We start from the raw sequence: 24,970 nt of genomic DNA on the forward strand, positions 1-24,970 counted from the left end.
TGTAAATAATACTAATGTAGATACAAAACCTGTTTAATACAGGTCCCATCCCCCATTTATTTATAAAGCGCTTCGGCGCTTTTTTGTTTTTTAAACTTATTTTTGAATTTTAAAAATTTTATATCATTTATAATATGTAAACAATTAATTAATGATATAATTTATATAAGGCTCTTCTACACAATTAAAATTGAATTTTTTAACCAAGCCTTATTAGTTTTGGTTATTCGAATTATTAAATATATAATAACTTTAGGAGGTTAGATAATTTAAAATGAAAAATAAAAAATTAATTTTAATATCTTTATTATTATCATTTATGCTATTAATTAGTGGTTGTTCTAAATTAAATAAGGCTGAAAAAGCTTTTGAAACATTTTCCCAAAAGTGGACACAAAATGATTATACTGGCATGTATCAAATGTTAACTAATGATTCAAAGGCAATTATTTCAGAAGAAGATTTTACAACAAGATATACTAATATCTTTTCTGCTATAGAAGCTAATAATCTATTAATAGAAATTAATGGCGATAAAGTAAAAGAAGATGATACTATTACGATTCCTTTTAAGCTAAGTATGAATACAATTGCTGGTGATGTTAATATTTCAGATTATAAATTAAATATTATAAAAGAAGATAAAGAATTTAAGATTAAATGGGATGAAAGCTTAATCTTCCCTCAAATGACTAAAGACGATAAAGTAAGAGTTAATGTAATTCCATCAAAGAGAGGTAGTATATTAGATAAAGATGCTAATTTATTAGCTAATGATGGTATTTTAAACACTGTAGGAATTTATCCAGCAAAATTTAATTTATCAAATATTGATGCTAAAATAGCTGAAATAGCCACTACTTTAGATATTAGTGAAGAAAACATAAAAACCAAACTTGATGCAAATACAAATCCTGAACACTTTATTCCATTAGTAGATATATTACCAACAGATTCGAAGTTAAATTCGCTTAGAGGTAGAGCTGAGGACGGAATTCTTATAAAAGAAAAAGCCGGAAGAATATATACTGGTGGTGAAGCCTTTGGACGATTAATTGGCTATATTGGAAGTATAACTGCTGAAGAATTAGAAAATAACAAAGACAATGGATATAATGATACAAGCCTTATAGGTAAAGCTGGATTAGAGCAAGTATACGAAGACACTCTAAGGGGAAAAGATTCTGCTGAAATTTATATAGAACGAGGCGAAGAAAAAATAACTATTGCTAAAAAGGATGGAGAAGATGGAAATGATATTAAACTCTCTATAGATTCAGCACTTCAAAGTAAAATATACAGTGAAATGAATGGAGAAAAAGGAGCTGCTACAGCTGTTAACCCTAAAACTGGAGAAGTATTAGCTATGGTAAGTGCCCCTTCCTTTGATTCAAATGTATTTACAACCTATGTAACTAAAACTCAAAAGTCAAAATGGGAAGAAACAAATAATGCTGATGAAATAAATAGGTTTAATAAAACATATTCTCCTGGATCAACTATGAAACTTTTAACGTCTTCAATTGGGTTAGAAAATAAAATTATTGATTCGAACGCTACAAGAGATATTAAAGGACTATCTTGGCAGAAAGATAGCTCTTGGGGAGATTTTAAAATCACTCGAGTAACTGACCCTGGCAGTCCTGTAAATCTAAAGGATGCTGTTAATCATTCAGATAATATTTATTTTGGTCAAGTCGCTCTAGAATTGGGGAATAATAAATTTATTGAAGGAATTAAAAAATTTGGTATTGGAGAAGAACTAAAATTTGAATATCCTATGGAAGAGTCACAAATTTCTAATGATGGTGATTTAGGTAGAGAAATACTATTAGCAGATACAGGATATGGACAAGGAGAAATAATGGTAACTCCTTTAAATGTGGCTTTATCTTATAGTGCCCTAGCCAATAATGGAGATATAATGCAGCCTAGATTAGTAATAAGTGAAAACTCTGAATCAAATATTTGGAAGCAAAGCGCTATATCAAAAGATGATTTACCAGCATTAATAAATTCCTTCACCGCATTAATTAATGATTCTGGTGCTACCATCTCTGATGGTGTTGTTCCAGGACATAGGGTAGCTGGTAAAACAGGTACTGCTGAAATAAAAAAATCTCAAGATGATGTTAATGGAACTGAAAATGGATGGTTTGTATCTGTTGATCCAGATACAGCTAAGATTTCATTAGCCATGATTATAGAAGATGTTAAAGATAGGGGACATAGTCATGTAACTGTTCCTAAAGTTAGAAATGTTATGGAATACTATCTTAATAAGTAATTAAAGAATTATTGGGGAATCTCAAATATTTGTTTGAGATTCCTTATTTTATATCTTTTAATCATACTCATTAATTATGTTACTTAATTGAGTCCTATTTTTAGCCCCTATCTTACTCATTATTATAGACACTATATTTCTAATAGTTCCTTCACTTAAAAATAAGACATAGCCTAAGCTAAGTCTTATAAATAATCATCTATTCTTAATTATCAATTTTCTATTACTTAAATACTACTTTATTATCTTCAAACCTATCAATTATAGCTAAAGATTCAACTCTAGCTCCCATGCCTTCTAAAACACTTCTTCCTTCTTGGAAACCTTTTTCAATAACTATTCCAATTCCAACTAAATTTGCACCTGATTGCTTAACTATATCAATCATTCCCTTAGCTGCACAACCCATTGCTAAAAAGTCATCTATTATTAGTACATTCTCACCTTCACTTAAAAATTGTTTACCTACTCTAACTTTGTAAGTTCTTTTTTTAGTAAATGAATGAACCTCCGATTCATATACTTCTTTATCTAAGTTTAAACTTTCAGTTTTCTTTGCAAAAACTACCGGTGCAAAGCCAAAATATTGAGATGCTATAGCAGCTATTCCAATTCCAGAAGCTTCAATTGTAAGAATTTTATCTATCTTTTGCCCATTAAATCTTTCTCTAAATTCTTGTCCAACTTCATTTAAGAACTTTATATCCATTTGATGATTTAGGAAACAGTCAACCTTAAGTATATTTCCTTCTCTAACTTTTCCTTCATTTATTATTTTTTTCTTTAACTTTTCCATATAATTATCCCCTTTATTACTTTGATTATTTTATAGTATTCCTTAAAAAGATTATCCCTCAAATCTACGCAATAAAGCCAAAGTTAAATACATGGCAATAATTAAATCTTCGTAGTTAGGACATTTACGGTTTCCTAGTAGAGACACTTGAACCATATCTTCAAGCATATACGAATACTATATGTTTATTTTTTTATCTATTATAACACTATTGTAAAATTTTGCGAAGCAAAATTTTTAGTTTGCAGTTCACAAGGCACAGTGCACAGTTGTTTTATTTTTTTAGGTAACAGGTATCAGGTAACAAGTACTAGATGTAAACTATAATTAAAAATTAAGAAACATCTACTTCAAGGTAAGCTTAGGGACAGTAGTTAGTTTTGTGTAGCAAAATAACCTTAATTTTTTCATTCTTTCATTTATAAATTGCTTTGCAATTTATATCATAACCTGTTCCCTGTTACTTTATTCCAAAAACTGTGAACTGTGAACTGTGCGCTGTGAACTGAAAAATGCTTCGCATTTTAAAACTAATATTCTAATTGGCATATTTTATTTTCTTTTAGAGTCTTTCTCACATCAATAATTCTTTGATTACTTGACCCTCTAAATCTTAATCCATCTTCCATCATATCTTTCTCAAATTTACCATCTACTAAAACATCTATATTATTAAGTAGGTCTCTCCAGCCTAATATCTTATCTAAATTGTTTATTATATATTCAAAGGTATATCCTGTATAACTCCATATATTTAAATTAGCTTCTTTAAATTTTTTTGCCATATATGCAAACTTTTCTGCCCTTTCAAAAGGATCCCCCCCACTAAAGGTAACCCCTTTAATAATAGGATTTTTAAGAACATCTTCGATAAGTTCATCCATATTACGATCTTCACCACCAGAAAAATCGTGGGTATCTGGATTAAAACAACCTTCGCAATTATGCCTACAACCTTGAGAAAAAAATACTCTCCTTATTCCTGGTCCATTAACCAAACTTTCGTAAGCTATTCCTGAAAGTCTTATCATTTTATCCATATAGTACATCCCCTTTATTATCTTCTCTACTTTTTTATCCTCTTTACTTTTTTATTTCCTTTATTTTTGAATTTCTTATTAATAAGCCCCATATGTCCATAACGCCCCTTTATAAACTTGCTTATTATTCTAATACAGAAGATTTATGCTAGTAATTTTCCTTATATAGTTTTATCTTATCACTATATTGTTCTATTATTCCTTTAGTTCTGTTAAAGGATTCTACAACCCTTATCTTTCCTTCTTCTGTTAAGTAATCAGCATCACTTATTGTTGCAGGAACAACTTCATAAAATAATTTTCCGTCTTTCTCGTACCAGTTAACCCAAGTTGGTATATATGTTGGATAATCTAACTTTATCTCATTCGTATCTAAATTTTTACTTAGTTTAACTGACACTATGACTCCATCTTCTGTATAAGGATTCTGTATTCTTTCAGTTCTTTGACTTGATAAAAAATTTCCCATGGAATAAATTACTGCTGTTTCACTATTTCCATCCTCTGATTTTATAATATCTATTGGCTGTAATGAATGTGGATGAGTACCAAAGATTATATCAACTTTTTCATTAGCTAAAAACTTAGCCATTTTTAATTGAGTTGCATTTGGTTCTAGCTCATATTCATCTCCCCAATGCATATAAAAAACAACTACTTCTGCACCCTTATTTCTCATATCAGCTATTTGCTCTTTCATTTCTTGAAGATCTGAATCTAAAGTATCTTCTCTAAATGTATTCATAAGTGGATAAAGTTCTTGTGGAATAACTGCTCCATTTAATCCTCTTGCACCACCCTCTGCTGTCATAGAATAGCTATAGGATACTATCCCAATTTTTATTCCTTCAACCTCTTTTATTATATATCTGTCCTCTGTAGTATCTGCTCTTGTTCCTATTACATCAAAGCCCTTCTCAACTAAAATACTTCTTGTTCTATTAAAACCTCTTACATCTCTGTCTAATGAATGATTATTCATATTATTTACTACATCTACTCCTACCCATTTCATAGCATCTGCTAAATCATCTGGAGCATTAAAGCTTGGATATCCTGAATAACCATAATTCTCTATACCAGAAAGTGTTCCCTCTAAGTTTGCAATAGTTAAACTTGCATCACTTAAATAACTTTTCACATATTGAACAGTATTTTTAAAATCATAACTATCAGTTTCAGAGTTATATTGAGTATCTAATATTTCTTTATGTATTAAGAAATCTCCAGTCGCAACTATTTCTATAGATTTTGTATTGCTTTTATCTTCTATTTCAATATTTTCATTTTCTTTTGTATCATTATCAACATTATCAATGTTCAAATTTTCTTCTTTAGGTTTACTATTTAATAATAATTTTTCTATCTTTGGAATATAAAATATGCCTACAACGGCTATGATTAATATTAATAATAATGGAATAAGCATTTTACCCTTACCTTTACTTTTCATAAATCCCCCTATGTAATGTTTTTATTTTTATTATATACTATTAGATTTAAAAGTAATATGTAAAATAATAACTTTATTATTTTTCTCTGCACGAAAAAAGAGAGTAACAAACTCTCTTTTTAATCATCCATATAAAACTATGCTTTGCGGACTGAATTAAGTCTTCCTCCAGACTTTATTACATTTATCTCTTTTTCTGTTAGATTTATATAAACATTAAACAAGCTTCCATTAGTTAAATTCTTTACTATAGTTTTTCCATTAACCAAAGCTGATTTTATATCTTCTATTACAAGTTCGTCTAGAAGGCCTATCTTATCATAATCCACTTCCGCTTCAAACTCCATTGGTATAATACCATTGTTTATAAGATTAGCTTTGTGAATTCTTGCAAAAGATTTTGCAATTACTGCTTTAACTCCTAAATATAATGGTGCAAGTGCTGCATGCTCCCTACTAGATCCTTGTCCGTAATTATTGCCTGCAACTATTATTCCTCCATTATTTTCCTTAGCTCTCCTTGGGAATTCTTCATCAACTGTATTGAAACAATATTCTGCTAAGTAAGGTATATTGGATCTAAATGGTAAAAGTTTTGAATTAGATGGCATTATATGATCAGTTGTAATATTATCCTCAACTTTAATAAGAACCTTTCCTTCAACCTTATCACCTAATTCCTTATTTACAGGGAAAGGCTTTATATTTGGTCCTCTTACAACTTCTACATCCTCTCCTTCTTTTGCCGGAGAAATTATCATAGAATCATCTATTAAGAATCTTTCTGGCATTTCTACCTTAATATCTAAATCTAACTCCCTTGGATCTGTAAGTACCCCACTTATTGCTGAAACTGCTGCTGTTTCTGGGCTGACTAAATACACTTTGGCAGATAATGTTCCACTTCTACCATAGAAGTTTCTATTAAATGTTCTTAATGATACTCCATCTGTTCCAGGAGCTTGCCCCATACCTATACATGGTCCACAAGAGTTTTCTAATATTCTTGCTCCTGCACTTATTATATCTCCTAAAGCTCCATTTCTAGCTAACATCTCCATAACTTGTCTCGATCCTGGAGCTATAACTAAACTTACATCTTCATGAACTTTATTATCTTTTAAGATTTTAGCTACTTTCATCAAATCTTCATATGAAGAATTTGTACAACTTCCTATAGCAACTTGATCAACCTTAATTTTCCCAATGCTTTCTACTTCTTCAACATTATCAGGACTATGTGGCTTAGCTGCTAGCGGCTTTAATTCATCTAAATTTATTATTATTTCTTCATCGTATACTGCATCTGCGTCAGGTTTAAATTCTATCCAATCATCTTCTCTTCCTTGAGCCTTAAAATACTCTAAAGTCTTTTCATCACTTGGAAATATTGAAGTTGTTGCTCCAAGTTCCGCTCCCATATTTGTAATTGTAGCTCTTTGAGGAACTGAAAGTGTTTTAACTCCTTCTCCTGCATATTCAAAAACTCTAGAAACTCCACCTTTAACAGTTAATTTCCTAAGGACTTCTAGTATTATATCCTTAGCTGAAACCATTGGTTTTAGCTTTCCAATTAAGTTGATTTTGCATACTTTAGGGGTTGCTATATAATAAGCTCCACCGCCCATAGCTAATGCTACATCAAGTCCACCTGCTCCCATTGCAAGCATTCCAACTCCTCCAGCAGTAGGAGTATGACTATCTGATCCTATAAGAGTTTCTCCTGGAACTGAAAATCTTTCTAGAAATACTTGATGACATATTCCATTACCAGGCTTTGAAAAGTAAACTCCATATTTTGAAGCCACGGTTTGTATAAATTTATGATCATCCGCATTTTCAAATCCTTGCTGAAGCATATTATGATCAATAAAAGCTATAGACTTTTTAGTTTTTACTCTATCTATTCCCATTGCTTCTAACTGTAAATATGCCATAGTACCTGTAGAATCTTGAGTTAATGTTCTATCTATTTTTATTCCTATTTCTTTTCCTATATCTATAGTTCCTTCAATTAAATGACTTTTTAATATTTTATAAACTAAATTGTCCCCCATTAACTTATTGCCCCCTTTTTATCTAATTAACCTTTTCTTCTCTCAACCTTAAATATTCCTTATATATTTGAACAAGCTCTTTATCAAATAAACTTCTTTTAAGTCTTACTGAAGTAGATCTTACCATTTCTAATATATCTTTGGCTGAATTGTTATCTAAATCTATTCCATATTCTTTAAACTTATTTATAATTCCAGCTTTGCCAGAGTGTTTCCCTATAACTATTTGTCTTTCTAATCCAACTATTCCTGGATCAAAAGCTTCATAGTTCTTCGGATTTTTTATTGCCCCATCTGCATGAATACCTGATTCATGTGCAAACATATTATCTCCAACAATAGCCTTCCATGCTGGCAATATTCTTCCTGAGGCCCTAGAAACATATTCTGAAACCTCCCTAAACATAGTTGTGCTTATATTACCTCCATAATTATAAACAAACATTAATGCCATTAAAACTTCTTCCAAGGCTGCATTTCCAGCTCTTTCACCTAAACCATTAACAGTTACACCAACATGAGATGCTCCTCCCATAATTCCTGCTATTGCATTTGCAGTTGCCATCCCAAAATCATTATGAGTATGCATTTCAATATCAAAATTTGTTTTAGCATGTAAATATCTTATGTCCTCATTAATTTTAAAAGGCTCCATTATACCTACAGTATCACAATATCTAAATCTATCTGCTCCTGCTTGCTTTGCTACTTCTATGAATTGAATCAAAAACTCTCTATCAGCTCTTGATGCATCTTCTCCATTTACAGATACATATAATCCATTTTTTTTCGCAAATTCCACAGATTTAACCATATTTTCTAGAACCCATCCTCGAGAGGTTTTTAGTTTGTGTTGTATATGAATATCTGAAACTGATATTGATATAGCTACAGCATCGACTCCACAATCTATAGATTCTTCTATATCTTTTATTACTGCTCTATTCCAAGCCATAATGCTTGATTTTTGGTTTCTTTTTACAATTTGTTTTATAGCTTCTTTTTCATCTCCACCCATAGTAGGAATACCTACTTCTAGTTGATCAACTCCAAGTTCGCTTAGCATAGATGCTATTGCAACTTTTTCCTCATTTGCAAAAACAACTCCTGCTGTTTGCTCTCCGTCTCTTAAAGTAGTATCTACAATAAAGACCTCTTTGCCATTATTTAAATTTTTAATAGACATAAGCCTCCCCCTTTAAAATATTACTTATTGCTAATTAACCCCAATGTAAAATATTTTTTATAATAATTAATAACAATTTTATCATATCAAGTAATTACAGACAAGTAAAAAGCGTTTGATTTTTATAAAAATTGCAAGTTTTTATAAAATTATTTCAGTTTAAAATGCTTTTATGTTTTATTTGATTGAAATGCATAGAAAATTTGCAATAAATTTTAAAAATCTTGCACCATTTTTAAAATAAAAAAAGTAGGATTTTTTATATTCCTACTTTTAAATTCGTATATTTATGCATAATTATAGTAATTTATAATTATTTTTTCTATTTCCTAAATGTGATAATCTATCTGCCCTTTCCTCATATTTTCCAGGTCCAAACCTTTCATCTAAGCTTAAATATCCTGTTACTCTTGAAACCCCTTGTATATCTCCGCTTCCACATTCTGGACATTTTCTTTCATTACTACTTAAATGACTACCACAATTCTTACAATATCTTATATGAAAATTTATTCCTATATAACTGATATTAGTATTTTTATATGCATAGTTTAAAATATCCATTATAGCCTCGCCAGATGGACGATCATCTACTTCTAAGTAACTTATATGCCCAGCATTACATAGTTTGTGATAAGTTGCTTCTATATCTATTTTATCTTTTATTGATATAGGATAATTTACAGGTATATGAAAGCTATTAGTATAATAATCCTTATCTGTTACACCTTTAATAGTACCAAAAACTTTTTTATCTTTCTTTATAAATTTACCTGAAAGACCTTCTGCCGGAGTTGCATAACAGCTCCAGTTTAATTTAGTTTCCTCTGTTACCCTATCAATAAACTTTCTTATATGACTTACTATTTTTACTCCTAAATCTTTTGCTTCATTATTTTCTCCATGATGATATCCAATTAATGAAATCAAAGTTTCTGCAAGACCTATAAATCCAATCCCCCAAGTTCCTTGTTTTAATATTGGTTCTATAGAATCTTCCTTTGAAAGCCCCTCTGAGCCCTTCATTAACCCTTGACCTGCAACAAATGGTAAGTCTTTAACCTTTAGATTTTTTAATATATCATATCTATGCATTAAGGATTCTTTTGCTAGATTTAATCTTTTATCTAGTATATTAAAAAATTCATTTATATCCCCTTTAGCTTGAATTCCTATTCTAGGTAAGTTAATTGTTACTGGAGCAATATTTCCTCTACCTTTACATCCAGGTTCTCCATTTACATTTTTCATTAGGTATGTTCTACATCCCATGGTTGCTGGCATATATCCCATGTCATAATATTCCTTATTAAAGTCAGCATCTATATTCATAAATGTAGGATTCATTCTCTTCGCTGCTACCCTACAAGCTAATTTATATAAGTAATAATATTTATCTTCTGGCTCTCTATTAACCCCCTCTTTAACTCTAAATATTATATTGGGGAATATTGGTTGTTCACCTTTCCCTAAACCTTTTTCATATTCTAATAAAAATACTTCACATATTAATGCTGCATCTTTTGAATAAGGTATTCCTAAGTTAATAGAACTAAATGGTACTTGAGATCCTGCCCTAGAATGCATGGTATTTAAATTATAAATTACTCCCTGCATAGCCTGATGTACTTTTTTTCTTAGCTTTTTTTCTGTCAACTCTTCTATTTTGTTTTTATCTAAACCAAGTTCTTCTAATTCAAGCTTTATTTCTTTTCTTGTTGGCTCAACAAATACAGCCATATCATTATCAAAATCTGGATGTGATTGGCCACCAAACATGTCATTTTGAGTTGATTGTAATAAAATACAGGATAGTTCTGCTGCCGTTTCTATCCTCTTAGGTATTTTTATAGTTCCATATCCAGTATTAAATCCTCTTTCTAATATTTCCTTTGTTGGTATGTGAAGACAATTAGTTGTAAGATTATAACTATCCAAATCATGATAATATAAATCACCATTTTCATGTGCCTTTGCTAAATGTTTTGGCATCATGGCTAAATTATGCCACTTGTTAGATTCAGATGCTATTCTTAGTAGCTTGGAACTAAAATTATTCCCTACATTAGCATTATCTCTATCTGTTTCTATCCCTATTTTTTCTATTGCTCTCATTAAATCAGACTTTATTTCTCTAACCTTTGTTCTTTCTTTTCTATAGCTAGAATATGCTATTTTTATATTTTCATAACCCTTAACTAATAATGCTTTTTCTACTAAATTTTGAATTTCTTCAACAGTTACTTTCTCTTTTTCTAAATCTTCTATGTAATTTATAACTTTTTTTACTATATCTAAAAGTTCACTTTCTTTGAGCTTTTCCCCTACTTCATCTGATGCCTTTTTTATAGCTGTAGCTATCTTAACTGAATTAAAAGAAACTTCTCTGCCATCTCTTTTTACTACATATTGCACTTACAAAACCCCCATTACACAATATCTTGTATTAATCATAGTATCTATTATAGACTCTAAAAATATTCATTTCAAATTATAAGATGGATAGATATCGCTAGATTTATTATTGATTTATGGCATTCTATTCTATATTTGGACTTTTTTATTGCAAATTAAAGTTGACAAATAAGTTTTTACTTAAACAAAACTATATCAATAGTGATATGGTTTTTTTGATTATCAGTATTGATATACATGCTTGTTATGATATAATTTAGATGAATAGAATTTAAAGATATTGATATTATAAAATTATATAAATATATTAAATATTAGGAGGATTTTTATGCAAAAAATAGCCTTAATAGTTGATAGCGCATGCGATCTATCTCTTGAAACCCTTAACGAAAGAAATATTAAACTATTACCACTTAGAATTTCTTATTCAGATAAAGAGTATAAAGATAAAATAGATATCTCTGCTGATGAGATTTATAACAACTTAGAAAAAGAAGTTCCAAAAACTTCATTGCCTAGTGCTGAAATTATGGAAGAAATATTAATGTCATTAGAAGATGAAGGATATACTCATGTTATTGCTATAACTATTTCTAGTGGCTTATCTGGAACCTTCAACTCAATAAGATTAGCATTAGAAGATCACCCTAAATTAACATCTTATGTCTTTGATACTAAAATTCTAGCTATGCCAGAAGGAATTATGGCTTTAGAGGTTTCTGATTTAATTAATAGTGGCAAAAGTTTTGAAGAAATAGTATCTGCTATCCCTAAAATAAGAAAGAGTATTAGCGGATATTTTACAATAAATACTTTGGAATACTTAAAAAAAGGCGGAAGAATAGGCAAAATTTCTGGTACTATAGGAGAAATGTTAAACTTAAAACCTGTTGTTTCTGTTGATGATGACGGGGTTTACTATACTGTTTGTAAGGCCAGAGGAAGAAAACAATCTATATTAAAGCTTACTAACATACTAAAAGATGAACTTTCTTTAGGTCCTTGCAAAGTTTGGGTACTTCAAGGTGGCGCTTTAGAGGAAGCTAAAAAATTTATGGAATCTATAAAAGACTTAAAAAATATAGTTAGTCTTAATATGTCTCAGATAAGTCCAGCTTTAGGAGTTCATGGTGGTCCTGGATTACTTGGCCTAGCAATTCAAAAGGTTTATTAATATGGATGAGTACAATCTTCATCTAAGTAGTATAGAAGATATAAAAGAAGAAGAGAAAAAACTTCACGAAGAGTATAAAAGAAAACTTGCTGAGTTAAAAAAAATTCAAAAGGAAAAGGAATCAGTAGGTCAGGTATTTACTAAAGGACTCCTTCCAATATATGTTCTTCATATACTTAGTATATCACCTTCAAATGGAAATGATATTGCAACCAAAATAGGTGAACGTACTAATGGACTCTGGATTCCTAGTACAGGAGGTATATATCCTCTTTTAAAAAAATTAGAAAAAGAAGAATATGTTATTGGACAATGGGATGATCCTAAAAAAAAGTTTCAAAAAATTTATTCATTAACTCCAAAAGGCAAAAAAGAATATGAAGCTAGAAAAGGACTTTTAAGACCCAAGATCGAAGAAGCTTTAAAAGTTTTTAAAATAATATATAAAGATCTGTATAAATAGATTAATATTAAATTTTTATAGTATTATATTTTTAATTTTGTACAAAATAATACTACTAACTTTTAGGTGGTGTTATTTTGAAAGGAAAAATTATAGACTATAATTATTTTGAAGCATTCGTAGCATTAGAAGATGATACTATTGTTAAGGTGCCACTCACTCAAGTAAATGATTATTTAGGAATAGGTTATGTTGTTAATATTGACTCCAATAATCTAAGCTACAATACCAGCAATCAGCCTAAAATACATCAAGATAAAGTAATTGATTTTTTTTAAAAAAGATGCTTGAAGTTTTCAAGCATCTTTTTATTAGGATACACTAATTGCGTTTACTGGACAACTTGCTTCTGCATCCTTTGCCTCATCTTCTACGTCACTAGGTACATTAGGATTTCTTGCAATTGCTTTACCATCATCATCCATTTCAAATACTGCCTCACAAATTGATGGACATAATCCACATCCAATACAAGTATCTTTATCTACATAAGCCTCCATATTGTTTCTTCCTTTCTTTATTAAACTCAATAATATTATTACCACCAATATAGATTTTATGTATTCTACTATTAATATAGACCTTCGAAAATTAATGAGTATAAATCATTATCCATTACATACTGTTCTGCTATTCCTTGCTCTAATGCTTCTGTTAAATCAACATTTATAGGAAGTTCTCCTAATAGGGGTATTCCTAGATATTCTGCATGCTCTTCTGCAGACTTTTTGCTAAATACTCTCATTTTTGTATCACAACCTGGACACACTATATAAGACATATTTTCTACTACTCCTCTTATTTGTAAAGGCATTTTTTTTGCCATGGTTATTACTTTTTTAACTATCATAGAAACCATATCTTGTGGAGTCGAAACAATAATAAGCTCAGTAATAGGGAAGCTTTGCATTACTGTTAATGTTATATCTGATGTTCCAGGTGGCATATCTATTAATAAGTAATCAAGTTCTCCCCAAACTGTATCAGTAAATAATTGAGTTAAAACGCTTGTTACTATAGGTCCCCTCCATACAACCGGATCATCTTCTTTAGGTATTAATAGATTCATTGACAATACTTTTGTTCCACCCTTAGATTCTACTGGATTATATTTAAAGTTATTTTCATCTATTGGCTCTATAACAGCTCTTTTATCATTTATTCCAAAGAATCTTGGCATTGATGGTCCTGTTATATCCGCATCAAGCACACCAACCTTATATCCCTTTTTTCTTAATGTACTAGCTAATATACCAGTAACAGTAGATTTACCAACTCCACCTTTTCCGCTTATTATTCCAATAACATTTTTTATTGTTCCATACTTAGGTAATAACTTACCACATCCTTGAGATCCAACAGTATCTTTAGAGCTACATTTATTTTTACTTGGACAAGTTGAACAATCTGACATATTAATTACCTCCTACCAGTTCTTTTCTACTTCTTTTGGAACATTATCTTTCGTATAAATATCTATGTTCCATTCTTTAAATTCATTTTCACCAACTATATAATAGTAATATTCAACCTTATTTTTCTTGTCCTCAACAGTTATATTACTTTTATAAACAGTTGTGTTATGTCCCCTATTTTTTACTTTTATAACAATGTCAAAATCTTCTTCATTATTATTTACAATTTCAACATTAGAAGTTATCTTTCTGGCCCTTGATAGAAAATCTTCTATATCTGTAGAAAATATATATTTAAGACAATCTATATCACTTTCTACATCAATACCAATTTTATTATTCCCATTATTAAGAACTTCTTTCTTCAAATTCATAACATCTAGTATAGAATTATAATATATGTACTCAAAGTCTCTAGGCTTTCTTATTATTGATAAGTTTTGAATTATACTTTCATCTAATCTCTTAGATACTGTAAAATTCTCATTTTCATCATAGAAATTACCTTCATATGCTCCAACTATATAGTTGAATTGTTTAATTTCGCTCCCCATTTTTATTTCAAATATATAATCTGGTTGCAAATCTGATTTTTCTTCGCTCACTTTAGCTTTAGATAAAAGCTCATGCATACTTTGTATAGCTTTTTCATCTGTAACAAGAAATTTAAAAGACTTATCTCTAACACTTTGTATACTTATAACATCAACCTTACCGCTTAGCAAATAATCAAAATATCCATTATCTTTTTTAAATTTACCTTTTATATTATCAATTAATGTACAAGATGTTAAGTTGAAAGATAATATTATTACTAATATAGTTATTATACTTTTTATTGGCTTTTTCAATTGTATCCTTCCCCTCTATTAAAAAGTCAATATTTTCCCTACAATGCTTAATAGTTAATTAGGAGAAGCATTAGCTTCTCCTAATTATAAATAAATTATAATACTTTAATTCTTCAATAGCAAATTTTTTGAAGCATCACTTAAAACTCATTGATATACTATCAAAAACTACATTAATACTATTTTTTTCTTTCTCCTTAATATAGGAATACTTAATTATAAGAACTTTTCCCTCTGAGTAACTTCTAAGATAATATTTATTAATAGTTTTATTATTTACCACATTTATTATATGCCATATATAATTATCTTCTATTATTTTAATATTCTCTTTACTATTAGTAATACTATTGGAAATATCTTCTATATTTCCTTTTTCTATAGAAATATTACCTTCAATATTATCATTATCACTAAAATTGATATTAATATCACCATTAAAGCTTTTTATTTTTTTATCTATTTCCCATCCTTCTGGCAGTGAAACTTTATATTCTCCCTCTCCCAATAAATATTCATCAAAATTTTTTATATTATTATTTGAAATTGCAACTTCTTTTATATCTTGTATAAATAGGTTTTTCATACAAACTATAATAAACATTAGGATTACCAGTAGGGCTATTATATAGATTTTTTTCTTATTCATCTCATATACTCATTAGGATTATAAGTACATTTTATTGCTGCACTTTATTTCATAGGTACAACAACAGTTGAATTTCTAAAATCATAGAACATTAACCAACATCCTACTCCATCCCTAGTTTCATTACTAATCCAAGTTACAAATCCAGTTTTCCCCTCATAAGGCTGTTCGTCCCTATTTTTTCTTCCCGGAATTCCATAAACTATATATCTTAAATTTCCGTCCTTATCACATTTATAGCCTAGCATAAAGTGCCCATATTTTCTTATATATGGATAATAGTTAAGCATTGGATAGTATGCCACTGTATATCTATTGTAATTTGACATATTACACATTTCATGTAAGTCATGAACAGGTATCTTATACCACTTACAATATTTTATTTCCCTATATTCATTTCTACAATGTTCAAAACCATTGGCAATCCCTTCAAAATATTCTCCTACGCTTCCTTTTATAGAGAATACATCAGATTTTTTTTCTATTTCTTCTTCATATTCATCAAATTTATTCTTTTTACTTGCTCTATTTAATGAATTTGAACCATAATAATTAATTTCTCCTGAACTATTAACAAAAGGATTTTGAGCCGCATTTACTCCGTTTAAATTAGTAAACGGATTGTCCTTATCATCAATATTCTTTTTAACATCAGCTCCATCTTCTGGAATTGCTTCTACATCTTGTTCTTCTATATCTATTGGCCCAATGCCTTCTTCCATAATAGGTCTTTCATCACTCCTAAGATCTTCCTCTCTATGTTCTGAACATTTACAATTGTTTTCATCCTTCTTCTTATCTTCATCCTTCTTCTTATCTTCATCTTTCTTTTTATCATAGTACTTTTTATCATCATCTTTTTTCTTATCAGATTCTTTCTTTTTGTCATAATCTTTTTTCATTTTATCTTCTTTTTTGAAATATTCAACTTTATCTTTTGATTTATCACTAGTAGATTTAATTATTTTATAGTTTTTCCAATTATCACTTGGTTGTTCACCATTTATAAATCCACACATAATAATTATAGGAATTTCATCTTTCATTTTAGCTATTGCAGCTCCTGAAATTTTGTCATAAGATATTCCTAATCCTGCTATATCGTCAACAGAATACTCCTTTGTTATTTCAGCTTTTCCCCCATCTGATACGGTGATTTTTCCTAAGTCCAACATTTTCTTAGTATCCTTTTTATTGCATATAGCCATAATGCAATAATCATCACCATCATTTCTTAGATTTTGAGCATAAAAGGAAATTTTGCAAGTATCCCCCTTTGCTTCTATCTTTGAATATCCTGATAAGGTTTTGTCGTTAGAACTAGAATAGCCTCTTTCATCTTCTTGTAAAATAATAAAATTTCTATACAATTTATTTAACTGTGACAAACCTTTAGAACCTCCACTTTACATTAATTCAATACATTATATGCTTAATATATCCAAATATGTTAAAAATAAAACTCGTGAGATTATTTGATATTACACCAAATTTCTCACGAGTTTAAATAAATTGCAAAGCAATTACTAGTGAATGATTAATAGTATATGCTTTAAGTTCTACACCAGTTTAATTTTTCTCCAAAAAATTAAATTACTATACTCTCTGTTACTTGTTCCCTGTTCCCTAATCCCTGTTACCTTTAACTTAAATAACCGTGAATTGTGAACTGAATAAAATCACCTCTAATCTTATTCCATTTTTTCATAAATTTTGTCTGATAAAACTGCAAACTCTTGTATAGATAATGTTTCTCCTCTTCTTTTTGGATCTATGTCTGCTTCATTAAAGGCTAGTTCTAGTTTTTCTTTGCTTAACCCGATATTTTTCACACCATTCCAAAGAGTTTTTCTTCTCATATTAAATGAACTTCTTATTATATCAAAAAATAGCTTTTCACTTTTAACACTTACCTTAGGTTCTGTAAGCTTATCTAATCTTATCACTATTGAATCTACCTTAGGCCTTGGTATAAAGCATTGCGGTGCTACTTTTCTTACTATCTTGGTATCACAATAATATTGAACTAATAATGAAAGTGAACCATAATCTTTATTACCTGGTTCTGCATTCATCCTTTCTGCTACTTCCTTTTGTATCATTATAGTTAAAGATTTAAATTTATAGTCTTCTTTTAATAATTTTAGTATTATAGGAGTTGTAACATAATAAGGTAAATTAGCTACTAACTTTACACTTTCTTCATCTCCTATTATTTCATTAAAATTAACTTTTAAAGCATCATTATGTATTAATGTAAATTTAGGATTATCACCTATTTCTTTATTTAAAATAGGTATAAGATCACTATCTAATTCTATTGCAACTACCTTTTTAGCTTTATTTAGTAATTGAGCTGTTAACGTCCCCACTCCTGGACCTATTTCTATAACTAGGTCATCTTCATTAACCTCAGCCCCTGCCACAATATCTTTTGGAACTGAATCATCTATTAAGAAATTTTGCCCTAAACTTTTAGAAAATTTAAAATTATATTTCTTAACTAATTCTGCTGTTTTTATATCCTGTATTTCCATTATTCTTTCACCTCTAAAAATTTTTCAATTTTTTCTATAGCAGTAATAAACTCTTCTTTTGTTATAGAGTATTTATTTAATCTGCTTAACATTTGATTTGAATTTCCGTAACCAATTCCTAATTCTTTTCCTAGAATAATTCTTCTTTTCTTTGAATCAGCATCGCCTGTAAGCTTAAAATGAAACATATCTTCTGATGTATATATTTCTTCAATTATTTCTTCTGATATCTTTGCTCTATTTAAAGCTTCTATAATTACTTCTGGAGATGCATTTTCAACGCCTATATCATCGCCTTTTATTCCGTCTTCTTGAGCTATATATGCATGTTTTATTCCCTTTACCCTTTTAGCAATTATACTTCTAATCTTTTCTCCAGCAAAATCAGGATCTGTTAATACTATTACGCCTTTTCTTCTTTGTGCTTCCTTTATCCTTTCTATAACTCTAGCATTTATTCCAAATCCTCCTACAGCTATAACTTCGGCATCTACAGCTTGTTTTACAGCGGTTATATCATCTCTTCCTTCAACAACTATAACTTCTTTAATCAAAATATTAACTTCCTTTCTATTAATTAAGAAATTCCTTTATCTTTCACATCTAAATATTAATTTATCCTTATATACTTATTATGTCAAACGAAATAAGAATTAAAATAAGTAATTATGATAAATATTTATTAGTCTAAATCTACTCAATAATTGTCCATAAAAAAGGCACAGCCTAAGCCGTGCCCATTTTTATTTTACCATTCTCCTGGATACGCTAAAATATAAACAGCAACGTTATATTTCCTTCCCCAGCTATTATATGCTTCTTCTTGAGAATTAACATATACATCAACAATATTTCCTTGTATAGCTCCACCAGTATCTGCAGCTACAGCCCTGCCATATCCTTCTACATATACTAAGCTTCCTAGAGGAATAACTCTTGGATCAACTGCTATTGTGCTTATACCATTAGGATCTCTAACTGGTACAGTTCCTGTTGCAGTAGTTCCACCTCCGCTATATGCTGTAGATTCACAATATATTACGCTCTTATAATTTAATAGCTGGCCATCTCTACTTGCAAGGGTCTTCCTTGTTCCTTGTACAACTATTTTGTTAACTGGTTCTGCTAATACTTTTGAGCTTTTTATAGATTTAGAAAATTCCTTACCATTTTTGTAAACTATTTCATAAGTAACTTCCTTTTCTCCTGAAGCTCCATCTTGTCTTATTTCTTCTAGTCCACTATCAAGGTTAGAGTCAGATTCAACTACTACATCAAAATCTATAGCTTCTTTAGCTAATTCTTTTTTTACCTCAACCTTAACAAGGTTAACTTTTAAATCAGATGTAATTTCTGTATTTAATGTAGGAGTTATTTCATCTAATCCTTCATTAAATTCAATCCCTTGATTCTTAAGTTCTTCCTTTTCTACTTCTAGCATTTCTTCAATAGTATCTTCTGCAGTGTAAACTTCTATTTGTTTATCTCCTACAGTTAATTCTATTGAAACAGCTCTCTTAATAGATATTGTATCTCCTTCAGATACCTTACTATTTAAAGCTGGTTGAATTTTATCCTTAGGACTAACCTCTACTCCCTTAGAATTCAACACATCTTCAACAGTCCCTTTATATGTGACAAAAGTCTCTTCTTTATCGTCTATCTTCATTGTTATTGTCTTTCGCATATTTATGAACGTCGCTGATAAAATAATAGCAACTGCTATTGTTCCTATCAGTATTTTTGCCTTTGGACCGTTAGAAAAATTATTTTTTAGATATTTTTTACATTTTTCTACCATCTACTTTACCTCCCTTGGCAAGAGCGTCTTTTGAATTATAATGGAATTAAGCGCTTTTGTCAAATTTAAGACCTCTCGCATTAATAAAACTGCGGATGAATGCATCATATGCATAATTAAAATATAATTTATAAATAATAGCAAATTTGCAGTTTATAATTTTTCTAAAGTAGATTTGTTCTTTAAACAGTTCATCCTATATATTGATAAACAATTGTTACTGTTAAATTTTTCAAATTGTTACTTTTTAATTGTACTTTATATATTATTTTGAATCAACCTTTTAAAATTGTCATTTACAGCTAAATTTACCTCTTTCGGTTCCAATTCCTTTATTAAAGCAATTTGTTCTATTATATAAGCTATATAGTCTGATTTATTCCTTTTTCCTCGGTTTGGTGCAGGGGCCATATATGGACAATCTGTCTCAACTAGCAATTTTTCTAGTGGGACATGCTTTACTACCTCTATTATTTTTTTAGCATTCTTAAAAGTTACTACTCCTGTTATGCCTATGTAGTATCCAAGTTTTATACATTCCATTGCAAATTCAACACTTCCAGAAAAACAATGAACTATACCATTAACATTTGGAAACTCCTTTATAATCTCTAAGGTATCTCCATGAGCTTCTCTATCATGGATAATAACTGGTAATTTTAATTTTTCTGCTAACCTCATCTGTTCTCTAAATACCTGCTTTTGTATATCTTTTGAAGGATTTTCATCCCAATAGTAATCTAATCCTATCTCCCCTATTGCAATTATTTTTTTATTTTTTTCAATTAAATCAATAATTTCTATTTCTACATTACTGTTAAATTCATTTGCATTCTCAGGATGTATTCCTAATGCTCCATATATAAAATCATTTTCTATTGTTAATTTATTTGTTTTTTCTATACTCTTGTAGCTTGATGCACAATTTAATATTCCTATAACACCATTATCCTTAATTTGCTTAAGAATAGTTTCTCTATCTTCATCAAATGCTTCATCATCATAATGCGCGTGTGTATCAAATATTACGTATTTATTTTCCATTTCAATTCCTCCATCGTATATATTAATTTATTATAAGTATTATACCATAAGTAGAATTTTTCAAATTAAAATAATTAAAAATGAAACAATGAAGAAATTGCTGAATCTAATATACAAGCCCATCCACTAAGGATTTTCCAAAGTAGATGGGCTTAATTTTTTATCACATTTTATTTTTATTATTTATTCTTTTTTCCTGAAGTTCCGATATTATTTGCATGATCCCCTATTCTTTCTAAGTTGCTTAATAAATCTAAGAAGATTACACTTGATGCAGCTGAACAAGACTTTTCATTTAATCTCTTTATATTATTTTCTCTAAACTTCTTTTCTAGTTCGTCTATCTCATCCTCTATTTGCTCTATTTCAATTGGAGCCATTATTTTTTTATTATTATAACTTTCAATAGCAATTTCCATGGCTTTCATAGTTTTATCAAAAATAATTGTTAACTCCTCTTTAGCACTACTTCCAAGATGTATGTTTTTATTTATTTTTTCTACTGCTAAATCAGCTATATTTTCTGCATGATCCCCAATTCTTTCTATATCATTAATTACATGATATGTTGAACTAAATAGCTTAATATCTTCCTCAGGTAACTCTAATTGAGATAACTCAACTAAATAATCTGTTATGTCTTTCTCTAATGCATTTATTATTTTCTCATTTTTATATACTTTATCTGCAGAATCCATATTACTATTTGTAAATGCTTCCATAGCTAATGCTACATTTTCTTTTGCTTTTGTAGCCATTCTTAAAGTTTCTTTAAAAACTTGGCCATTTGCTACTATTGGAGTTTCTAATAAACTTTTATCCAAATAAATAGCTCCTTCTTTTTCTATCTCCGCATCTCCTGGAAGTATTCTATTAACTATTTTAACTAAGTATGCTGATAATGGTAGTAATAATACAGTAACTGTAACATTAAATATAGTATGTGCATTTGCAACTTGCCTTGCCACGCTTGATGGATCAGTTGATTCTACTAATCTTATAAATGGACTTATAAATGGTAAGAAAATTAATGCTCCTATTGTATTAAATAATAAATGTATTATTGCTGCTTTTTTTGCAGTTCTATTTGCCCCTAATGAAGCTAATATTGCAGTAACACATGTCCCTATGTTGCAACCTAGTATTACCGGAAATGCTAATCGCATATCTATTGCTCCTGTTGTCGCTAATGCAACTAAAATACCTGTTGTTGCTGATGAACTTTGAACAACAGCAGTCATTCCCAGTCCTGCAAGTAGTCCTAATATGCTATTATCTGCAACTACTATTACAAATTCTTTAAACCAGCTTGCTTCTGCTATTGGCTTCATTGCATCTGACATTACACCCATTCCCATAAATAGAATTCCAAAACCTAAAGCTATACTAGCTATATCTCTAACTCTTTTCTTTTTAGCTACAAGTAATATTATTGCCCCTACACCTATAAATATTGGTGCAATTGCATCTAACTTGAATGATACCATTTGAGCTGTAATAGTTGTTCCTATATTAGCTCCCATTATTACTCCTGCAGCTTGAAGTAAATTCATTAATCCTGCATTTACAAAACTAACAATCATTACAGTAGTTGCACTTGAACTTTGTATTATTGCTGTAACTGCTGCTCCAACTAATACCCCTATGTACTTATTGCTTGTTAATTTCTCTAATATAGATTTCAAGCCTTCACCAGCAGCATTTTCTAGACCATCCCCCATAAGCTTCATTCCATATAGAAATAGTCCTAATCCCCCTAGCAAACCTGTAAAAATAGCAAACTTATCCATGACTCTCTCCTTATAAATTTATAATTTATATATTAAAATTATTAATTACCAAACTTAATATACAATTAATATTCGTAGTTGTAAATATAGATAGAATGTTAAATTCTTGTTAAAACTAATAACTTGATAAGTATTCACAATTTTTTTATACTTTTGTCACGGTATTGTCATATTATTGCTGTATTATAATATTTGTAAAGTAGTTAAAGCATTATTATTTACCCCTAAAACCATCTAATGGTCCCTAGATTAAATTATTCCCCAAAGTGATTTAATCTAGGGTTTTTCCTTTATTAAATTAATTTCTTTCTTCTTTTAATCTTTTTACTTCTTCTGAAGCCCTTTTTCTATCAATTTTATTAAATAAATTCTCTAATTCTAAAATTTTACCAGTTTTCTTTTCTGAATAACTCCAAATAGGGTCATATAGTCTTAATGAAAGTCTTATCTTTTTACAAGTATATGGCATAAATGGTTCTAATAAATTTGATATATTTACAACAGCTTGAATATACTCATATATTTTATTTTTATTTCCTTTTCTATTTACCTCTGTGTATATAGCTTGATATTCTTCATCAAAAGACTTATTCATTTTTTTTATAAAATTCATTATACCTAAAATTGCAACTTTAAATTTACCTTCTTCTATATTATCTCCTACTTCGAAATATAGGTTAAGTATTTCATTTCTAAAATCATTTGATGTAATTCCTACTGGTACTTCCCTTTCATAGTATTTATTTATAAAATCTATGATTTTCTTAACAAAACCTTCTAAGGAACTTACTAAGTCCCTATTTACTACATTTATAAAATCCCTCCAAGTGAAATCTGTATCCTTAATCTCTGGAGAATTTAAAGCTAAATAATATCTGAACTCATCCACATTATAATTATCAACTATATAATCTGCCCATATAGCCCAATTTTTTACTGATGAGAAATTTTTCCCTTCTAATTTCATATATTCACTTGATATAACTCTTAAATTAGGATTTTTTATTCCAAGTCCTGCTAGAATAGCTGGAAATATAACTGTGTGGAAAGGTATATTATCTTTGCCATGAACAAAATAAACTCTTGAATCATCTCCTTGCCAATATTCCTTCCAGTCCTCATTTTTTTCTTCTAAACACTTCATACTCGCAGTTAAATATCCCATAACTGCCTCAATCCAAACAAATATCCTTTTATCTTCGTATCCTTCTAAAGGTACATCTACCCCCCAATTAAAATCTCTTGTAACTGCTCTATCCCTTAATCCTTCATCTAAATATCTCTTTACTATTTTTTCAGCGTTTTCTCTCCAACCCTTTTGTCTAATTAAAAGTCTTCTAACATCATTTTCAAAACTTGAAAGAGAGAAAAATAAATGTTTTGTTTGTTTAACTACTGTTTCATTTCCACAAAGTTTACACTTTTTATCTAAAAGGTCTTCTGCTTCAATTATCTCAGAACAACTTTCACATTCATCTCCAGATACTATTTCTCCACAATGCGGACACTTTCCTTCTATATATCTATCGGATAAAAACTCATTGCAACTTTCACAATAAGTTTGTTCTATTTCCTTTTCATATATATATCCCTTATTATATAACTCCAGTATAAATTTCTTAACCCTTTCCTCGTGATACTCTGAATGAGTCCTTGCAAATATATCAAAAGAAAATCCTAACTTATCAAAGCATTCTTTAAATTCATTATGGTACTTTTTTGTTGCTTCTAATGGAGTTATTCCTTCTTCCTTAGCCTTCATAGTTACTGGTGTACCATGACAGTCAGTTCCAGATAAAAATATAACTTCATCACCCATAAGTCTATGATACCTAGCAATTATATCACCAGGTAGTAATACTGCTATTCTTCCTAGATGTAATGGTCCATTTGCATAAGGCCATGCATTTCCTACTATTATATTCATAAAAAACCCCCTTGTTTGAATTAAGAATGTAGAATTAAGGAGAAGACTCAGCTTAGGCTGAGTCTTATATTTTTATAATTCA

Annotated in this window: 22 protein-coding genes and 1 riboswitch; of the genes, 4 read left to right on the forward strand and 18 right to left on the reverse strand. The window is 29.4% G+C overall.

Annotated features, from left to right (window positions below):
• Window positions 1-274: 274 nt before the first annotated feature.
• Window positions 275-2,287, forward strand: coding sequence for a penicillin-binding transpeptidase domain-containing protein (locus tag ABDZ60_RS01100; RefSeq protein ID WP_343775164.1), 2,013 nt, complete (start codon window positions 275-277; stop codon window positions 2,285-2,287).
• 57 nt (window positions 2,288-2,344) lie between these two features.
• Here the strand turns inward: ABDZ60_RS01100 and ABDZ60_RS18640 are convergent, their stop codons facing one another.
• From ABDZ60_RS18640 to ABDZ60_RS01130, 7 genes are all read right to left on the reverse strand, one after another.
• On the reverse strand, window positions 2,345-2,476 hold the full coding sequence (locus ABDZ60_RS18640; RefSeq protein ID WP_425544841.1) for a LuxR C-terminal-related transcriptional regulator: 132 nt from the start codon (window positions 2,474-2,476) through the stop codon (window positions 2,345-2,347).
• A 34-nt stretch (window positions 2,477-2,510) separates the two neighbouring features.
• On the reverse strand, window positions 2,511-3,083 hold the full coding sequence (locus ABDZ60_RS01105; RefSeq protein WP_343775166.1) for a xanthine phosphoribosyltransferase: 573 nt from the start codon (window positions 3,081-3,083) through the stop codon (window positions 2,511-2,513).
• Window positions 3,084-3,175: 92 nt separating this feature from the next.
• Window positions 3,176-3,277, reverse strand: a riboswitch (purine riboswitch).
• Window positions 3,278-3,613: 336 nt separating this feature from the next.
• Window positions 3,614-4,123, reverse strand: coding sequence for an anaerobic ribonucleoside-triphosphate reductase activating protein (gene nrdG / locus ABDZ60_RS01110; protein ID WP_343775168.1), 510 nt, complete (start codon window positions 4,121-4,123; stop codon window positions 3,614-3,616).
• A gap of 148 nt (window positions 4,124-4,271) precedes the next feature.
• Window positions 4,272-5,576 carry a CapA family protein gene (locus ABDZ60_RS01115; RefSeq protein ID WP_343775170.1) on the reverse strand — a complete coding sequence of 435 codons (1,305 nt, stop codon included), beginning with the start codon at window positions 5,574-5,576 and terminating at the stop codon, window positions 4,272-4,274.
• A gap of 137 nt (window positions 5,577-5,713) precedes the next feature.
• Complete coding sequence (locus ABDZ60_RS01120) at window positions 5,714-7,633, reverse strand: aconitate hydratase (RefSeq protein WP_016206890.1); 1,920 nt, start codon at window positions 7,631-7,633, stop codon at window positions 5,714-5,716.
• A gap of 22 nt (window positions 7,634-7,655) precedes the next feature.
• Window positions 7,656-8,819, reverse strand: a complete 1,164-nt coding sequence (gene nifV, locus ABDZ60_RS01125) for a homocitrate synthase (RefSeq protein ID WP_016206891.1) — start codon at window positions 8,817-8,819, stop codon at window positions 7,656-7,658.
• Between the two features lie 297 nt (window positions 8,820-9,116).
• On the reverse strand, window positions 9,117-11,234 hold the full coding sequence (locus tag ABDZ60_RS01130; protein ID WP_016206892.1) for an anaerobic ribonucleoside triphosphate reductase: 2,118 nt from the start codon (window positions 11,232-11,234) through the stop codon (window positions 9,117-9,119).
• A gap of 328 nt (window positions 11,235-11,562) precedes the next feature.
• Between ABDZ60_RS01130 and ABDZ60_RS01135 the strand changes: the two genes are divergently transcribed.
• The 3 genes from ABDZ60_RS01135 to ABDZ60_RS01145 all read left to right on the forward strand — a co-directional run bounded on the left by ABDZ60_RS01135 (window position 11,563) and on the right by ABDZ60_RS01145 (window position 13,149).
• Window positions 11,563-12,408, forward strand: coding sequence for a DegV family protein (locus ABDZ60_RS01135; RefSeq protein ID WP_016206893.1), 846 nt, complete (start codon window positions 11,563-11,565; stop codon window positions 12,406-12,408).
• 1 nt (window position 12,409) lies between these two features.
• Window positions 12,410-12,871: a PadR family transcriptional regulator gene (locus tag ABDZ60_RS01140; RefSeq protein WP_016206894.1), complete on the forward strand. Its 462-nt coding sequence runs from the start codon at window positions 12,410-12,412 to the stop codon at window positions 12,869-12,871.
• A 77-nt stretch (window positions 12,872-12,948) separates the two neighbouring features.
• On the forward strand, window positions 12,949-13,149 hold the full coding sequence (locus ABDZ60_RS01145) for a hypothetical protein (RefSeq protein WP_016206895.1): 201 nt from the start codon (window positions 12,949-12,951) through the stop codon (window positions 13,147-13,149).
• 33 nt (window positions 13,150-13,182) lie between these two features.
• On the opposite strand, the gene ABDZ60_RS01150 is transcribed toward ABDZ60_RS01145, so the two are convergent.
• From ABDZ60_RS01150 to metG, 11 genes are all read right to left on the reverse strand, one after another.
• Entirely contained in the window at window positions 13,183-13,371 is a 189-nt protein-coding gene (locus ABDZ60_RS01150; protein ID WP_016206896.1) for a ferredoxin, read from the reverse strand.
• Between the two features lie 71 nt (window positions 13,372-13,442).
• Window positions 13,443-14,285: an Mrp/NBP35 family ATP-binding protein gene (locus ABDZ60_RS01155; protein ID WP_016206897.1), complete on the reverse strand. Its 843-nt coding sequence runs from the start codon at window positions 14,283-14,285 to the stop codon at window positions 13,443-13,445.
• 12 nt (window positions 14,286-14,297) lie between these two features.
• Window positions 14,298-15,137 (reverse strand): YhfM domain-containing protein, encoded by an 840-nt coding sequence (locus ABDZ60_RS01160; protein WP_343775176.1) that lies wholly within the window; start codon window positions 15,135-15,137, stop codon window positions 14,298-14,300.
• Between the two features lie 136 nt (window positions 15,138-15,273).
• Entirely contained in the window at window positions 15,274-15,786 is a 513-nt protein-coding gene (locus ABDZ60_RS01165) for a hypothetical protein (protein ID WP_016206899.1), read from the reverse strand.
• A 44-nt stretch (window positions 15,787-15,830) separates the two neighbouring features.
• Window positions 15,831-17,177, reverse strand: a complete 1,347-nt coding sequence (locus ABDZ60_RS01170) for a hypothetical protein (protein WP_343775179.1) — start codon at window positions 17,175-17,177, stop codon at window positions 15,831-15,833.
• 303 nt (window positions 17,178-17,480) lie between these two features.
• Window positions 17,481-18,326 carry a 16S rRNA (adenine(1518)-N(6)/adenine(1519)-N(6))-dimethyltransferase RsmA gene (gene rsmA, locus ABDZ60_RS01175; protein ID WP_343775181.1) on the reverse strand — a complete coding sequence of 282 codons (846 nt, stop codon included), beginning with the start codon at window positions 18,324-18,326 and terminating at the stop codon, window positions 17,481-17,483.
• On the reverse strand, window positions 18,326-18,880 hold the full coding sequence (gene rnmV, locus ABDZ60_RS01180; RefSeq protein WP_016206902.1) for a ribonuclease M5: 555 nt from the start codon (window positions 18,878-18,880) through the stop codon (window positions 18,326-18,328). Before rnmV ends, rsmA begins: the two co-directional genes overlap by 1 nt.
• A 194-nt stretch (window positions 18,881-19,074) precedes the next feature.
• A complete protein-coding gene (locus ABDZ60_RS01185; protein ID WP_016206903.1) occupies window positions 19,075-20,127 on the reverse strand; it encodes a resuscitation-promoting factor in 1,053 nt (350 codons plus the stop codon).
• 258 nt (window positions 20,128-20,385) lie between these two features.
• On the reverse strand, window positions 20,386-21,171 hold the full coding sequence (locus tag ABDZ60_RS01190) for a TatD family hydrolase (RefSeq protein WP_016206904.1): 786 nt from the start codon (window positions 21,169-21,171) through the stop codon (window positions 20,386-20,388).
• Window positions 21,172-21,350: 179 nt separating this feature from the next.
• Entirely contained in the window at window positions 21,351-22,961 is a 1,611-nt protein-coding gene (locus ABDZ60_RS01195; RefSeq protein ID WP_343775185.1) for a Na/Pi cotransporter family protein, read from the reverse strand.
• A 298-nt stretch (window positions 22,962-23,259) separates the two neighbouring features.
• The gene (gene metG, locus ABDZ60_RS01200; RefSeq protein WP_046999929.1) at window positions 23,260-24,888 is read right to left on the reverse strand and encodes a methionine--tRNA ligase; all 1,629 of its coding nucleotides are present in this window, start codon (window positions 24,886-24,888) and stop codon (window positions 23,260-23,262) included.
• Window positions 24,889-24,970: the final 82 nt, after the last annotated feature.

Origin of the sequence: Clostridium sartagoforme (assembly GCF_039521405.1) — a bacterium.
GTDB lineage: Bacteria > Bacillota > Clostridia > Clostridiales > Clostridiaceae > Clostridium > Clostridium sartagoforme.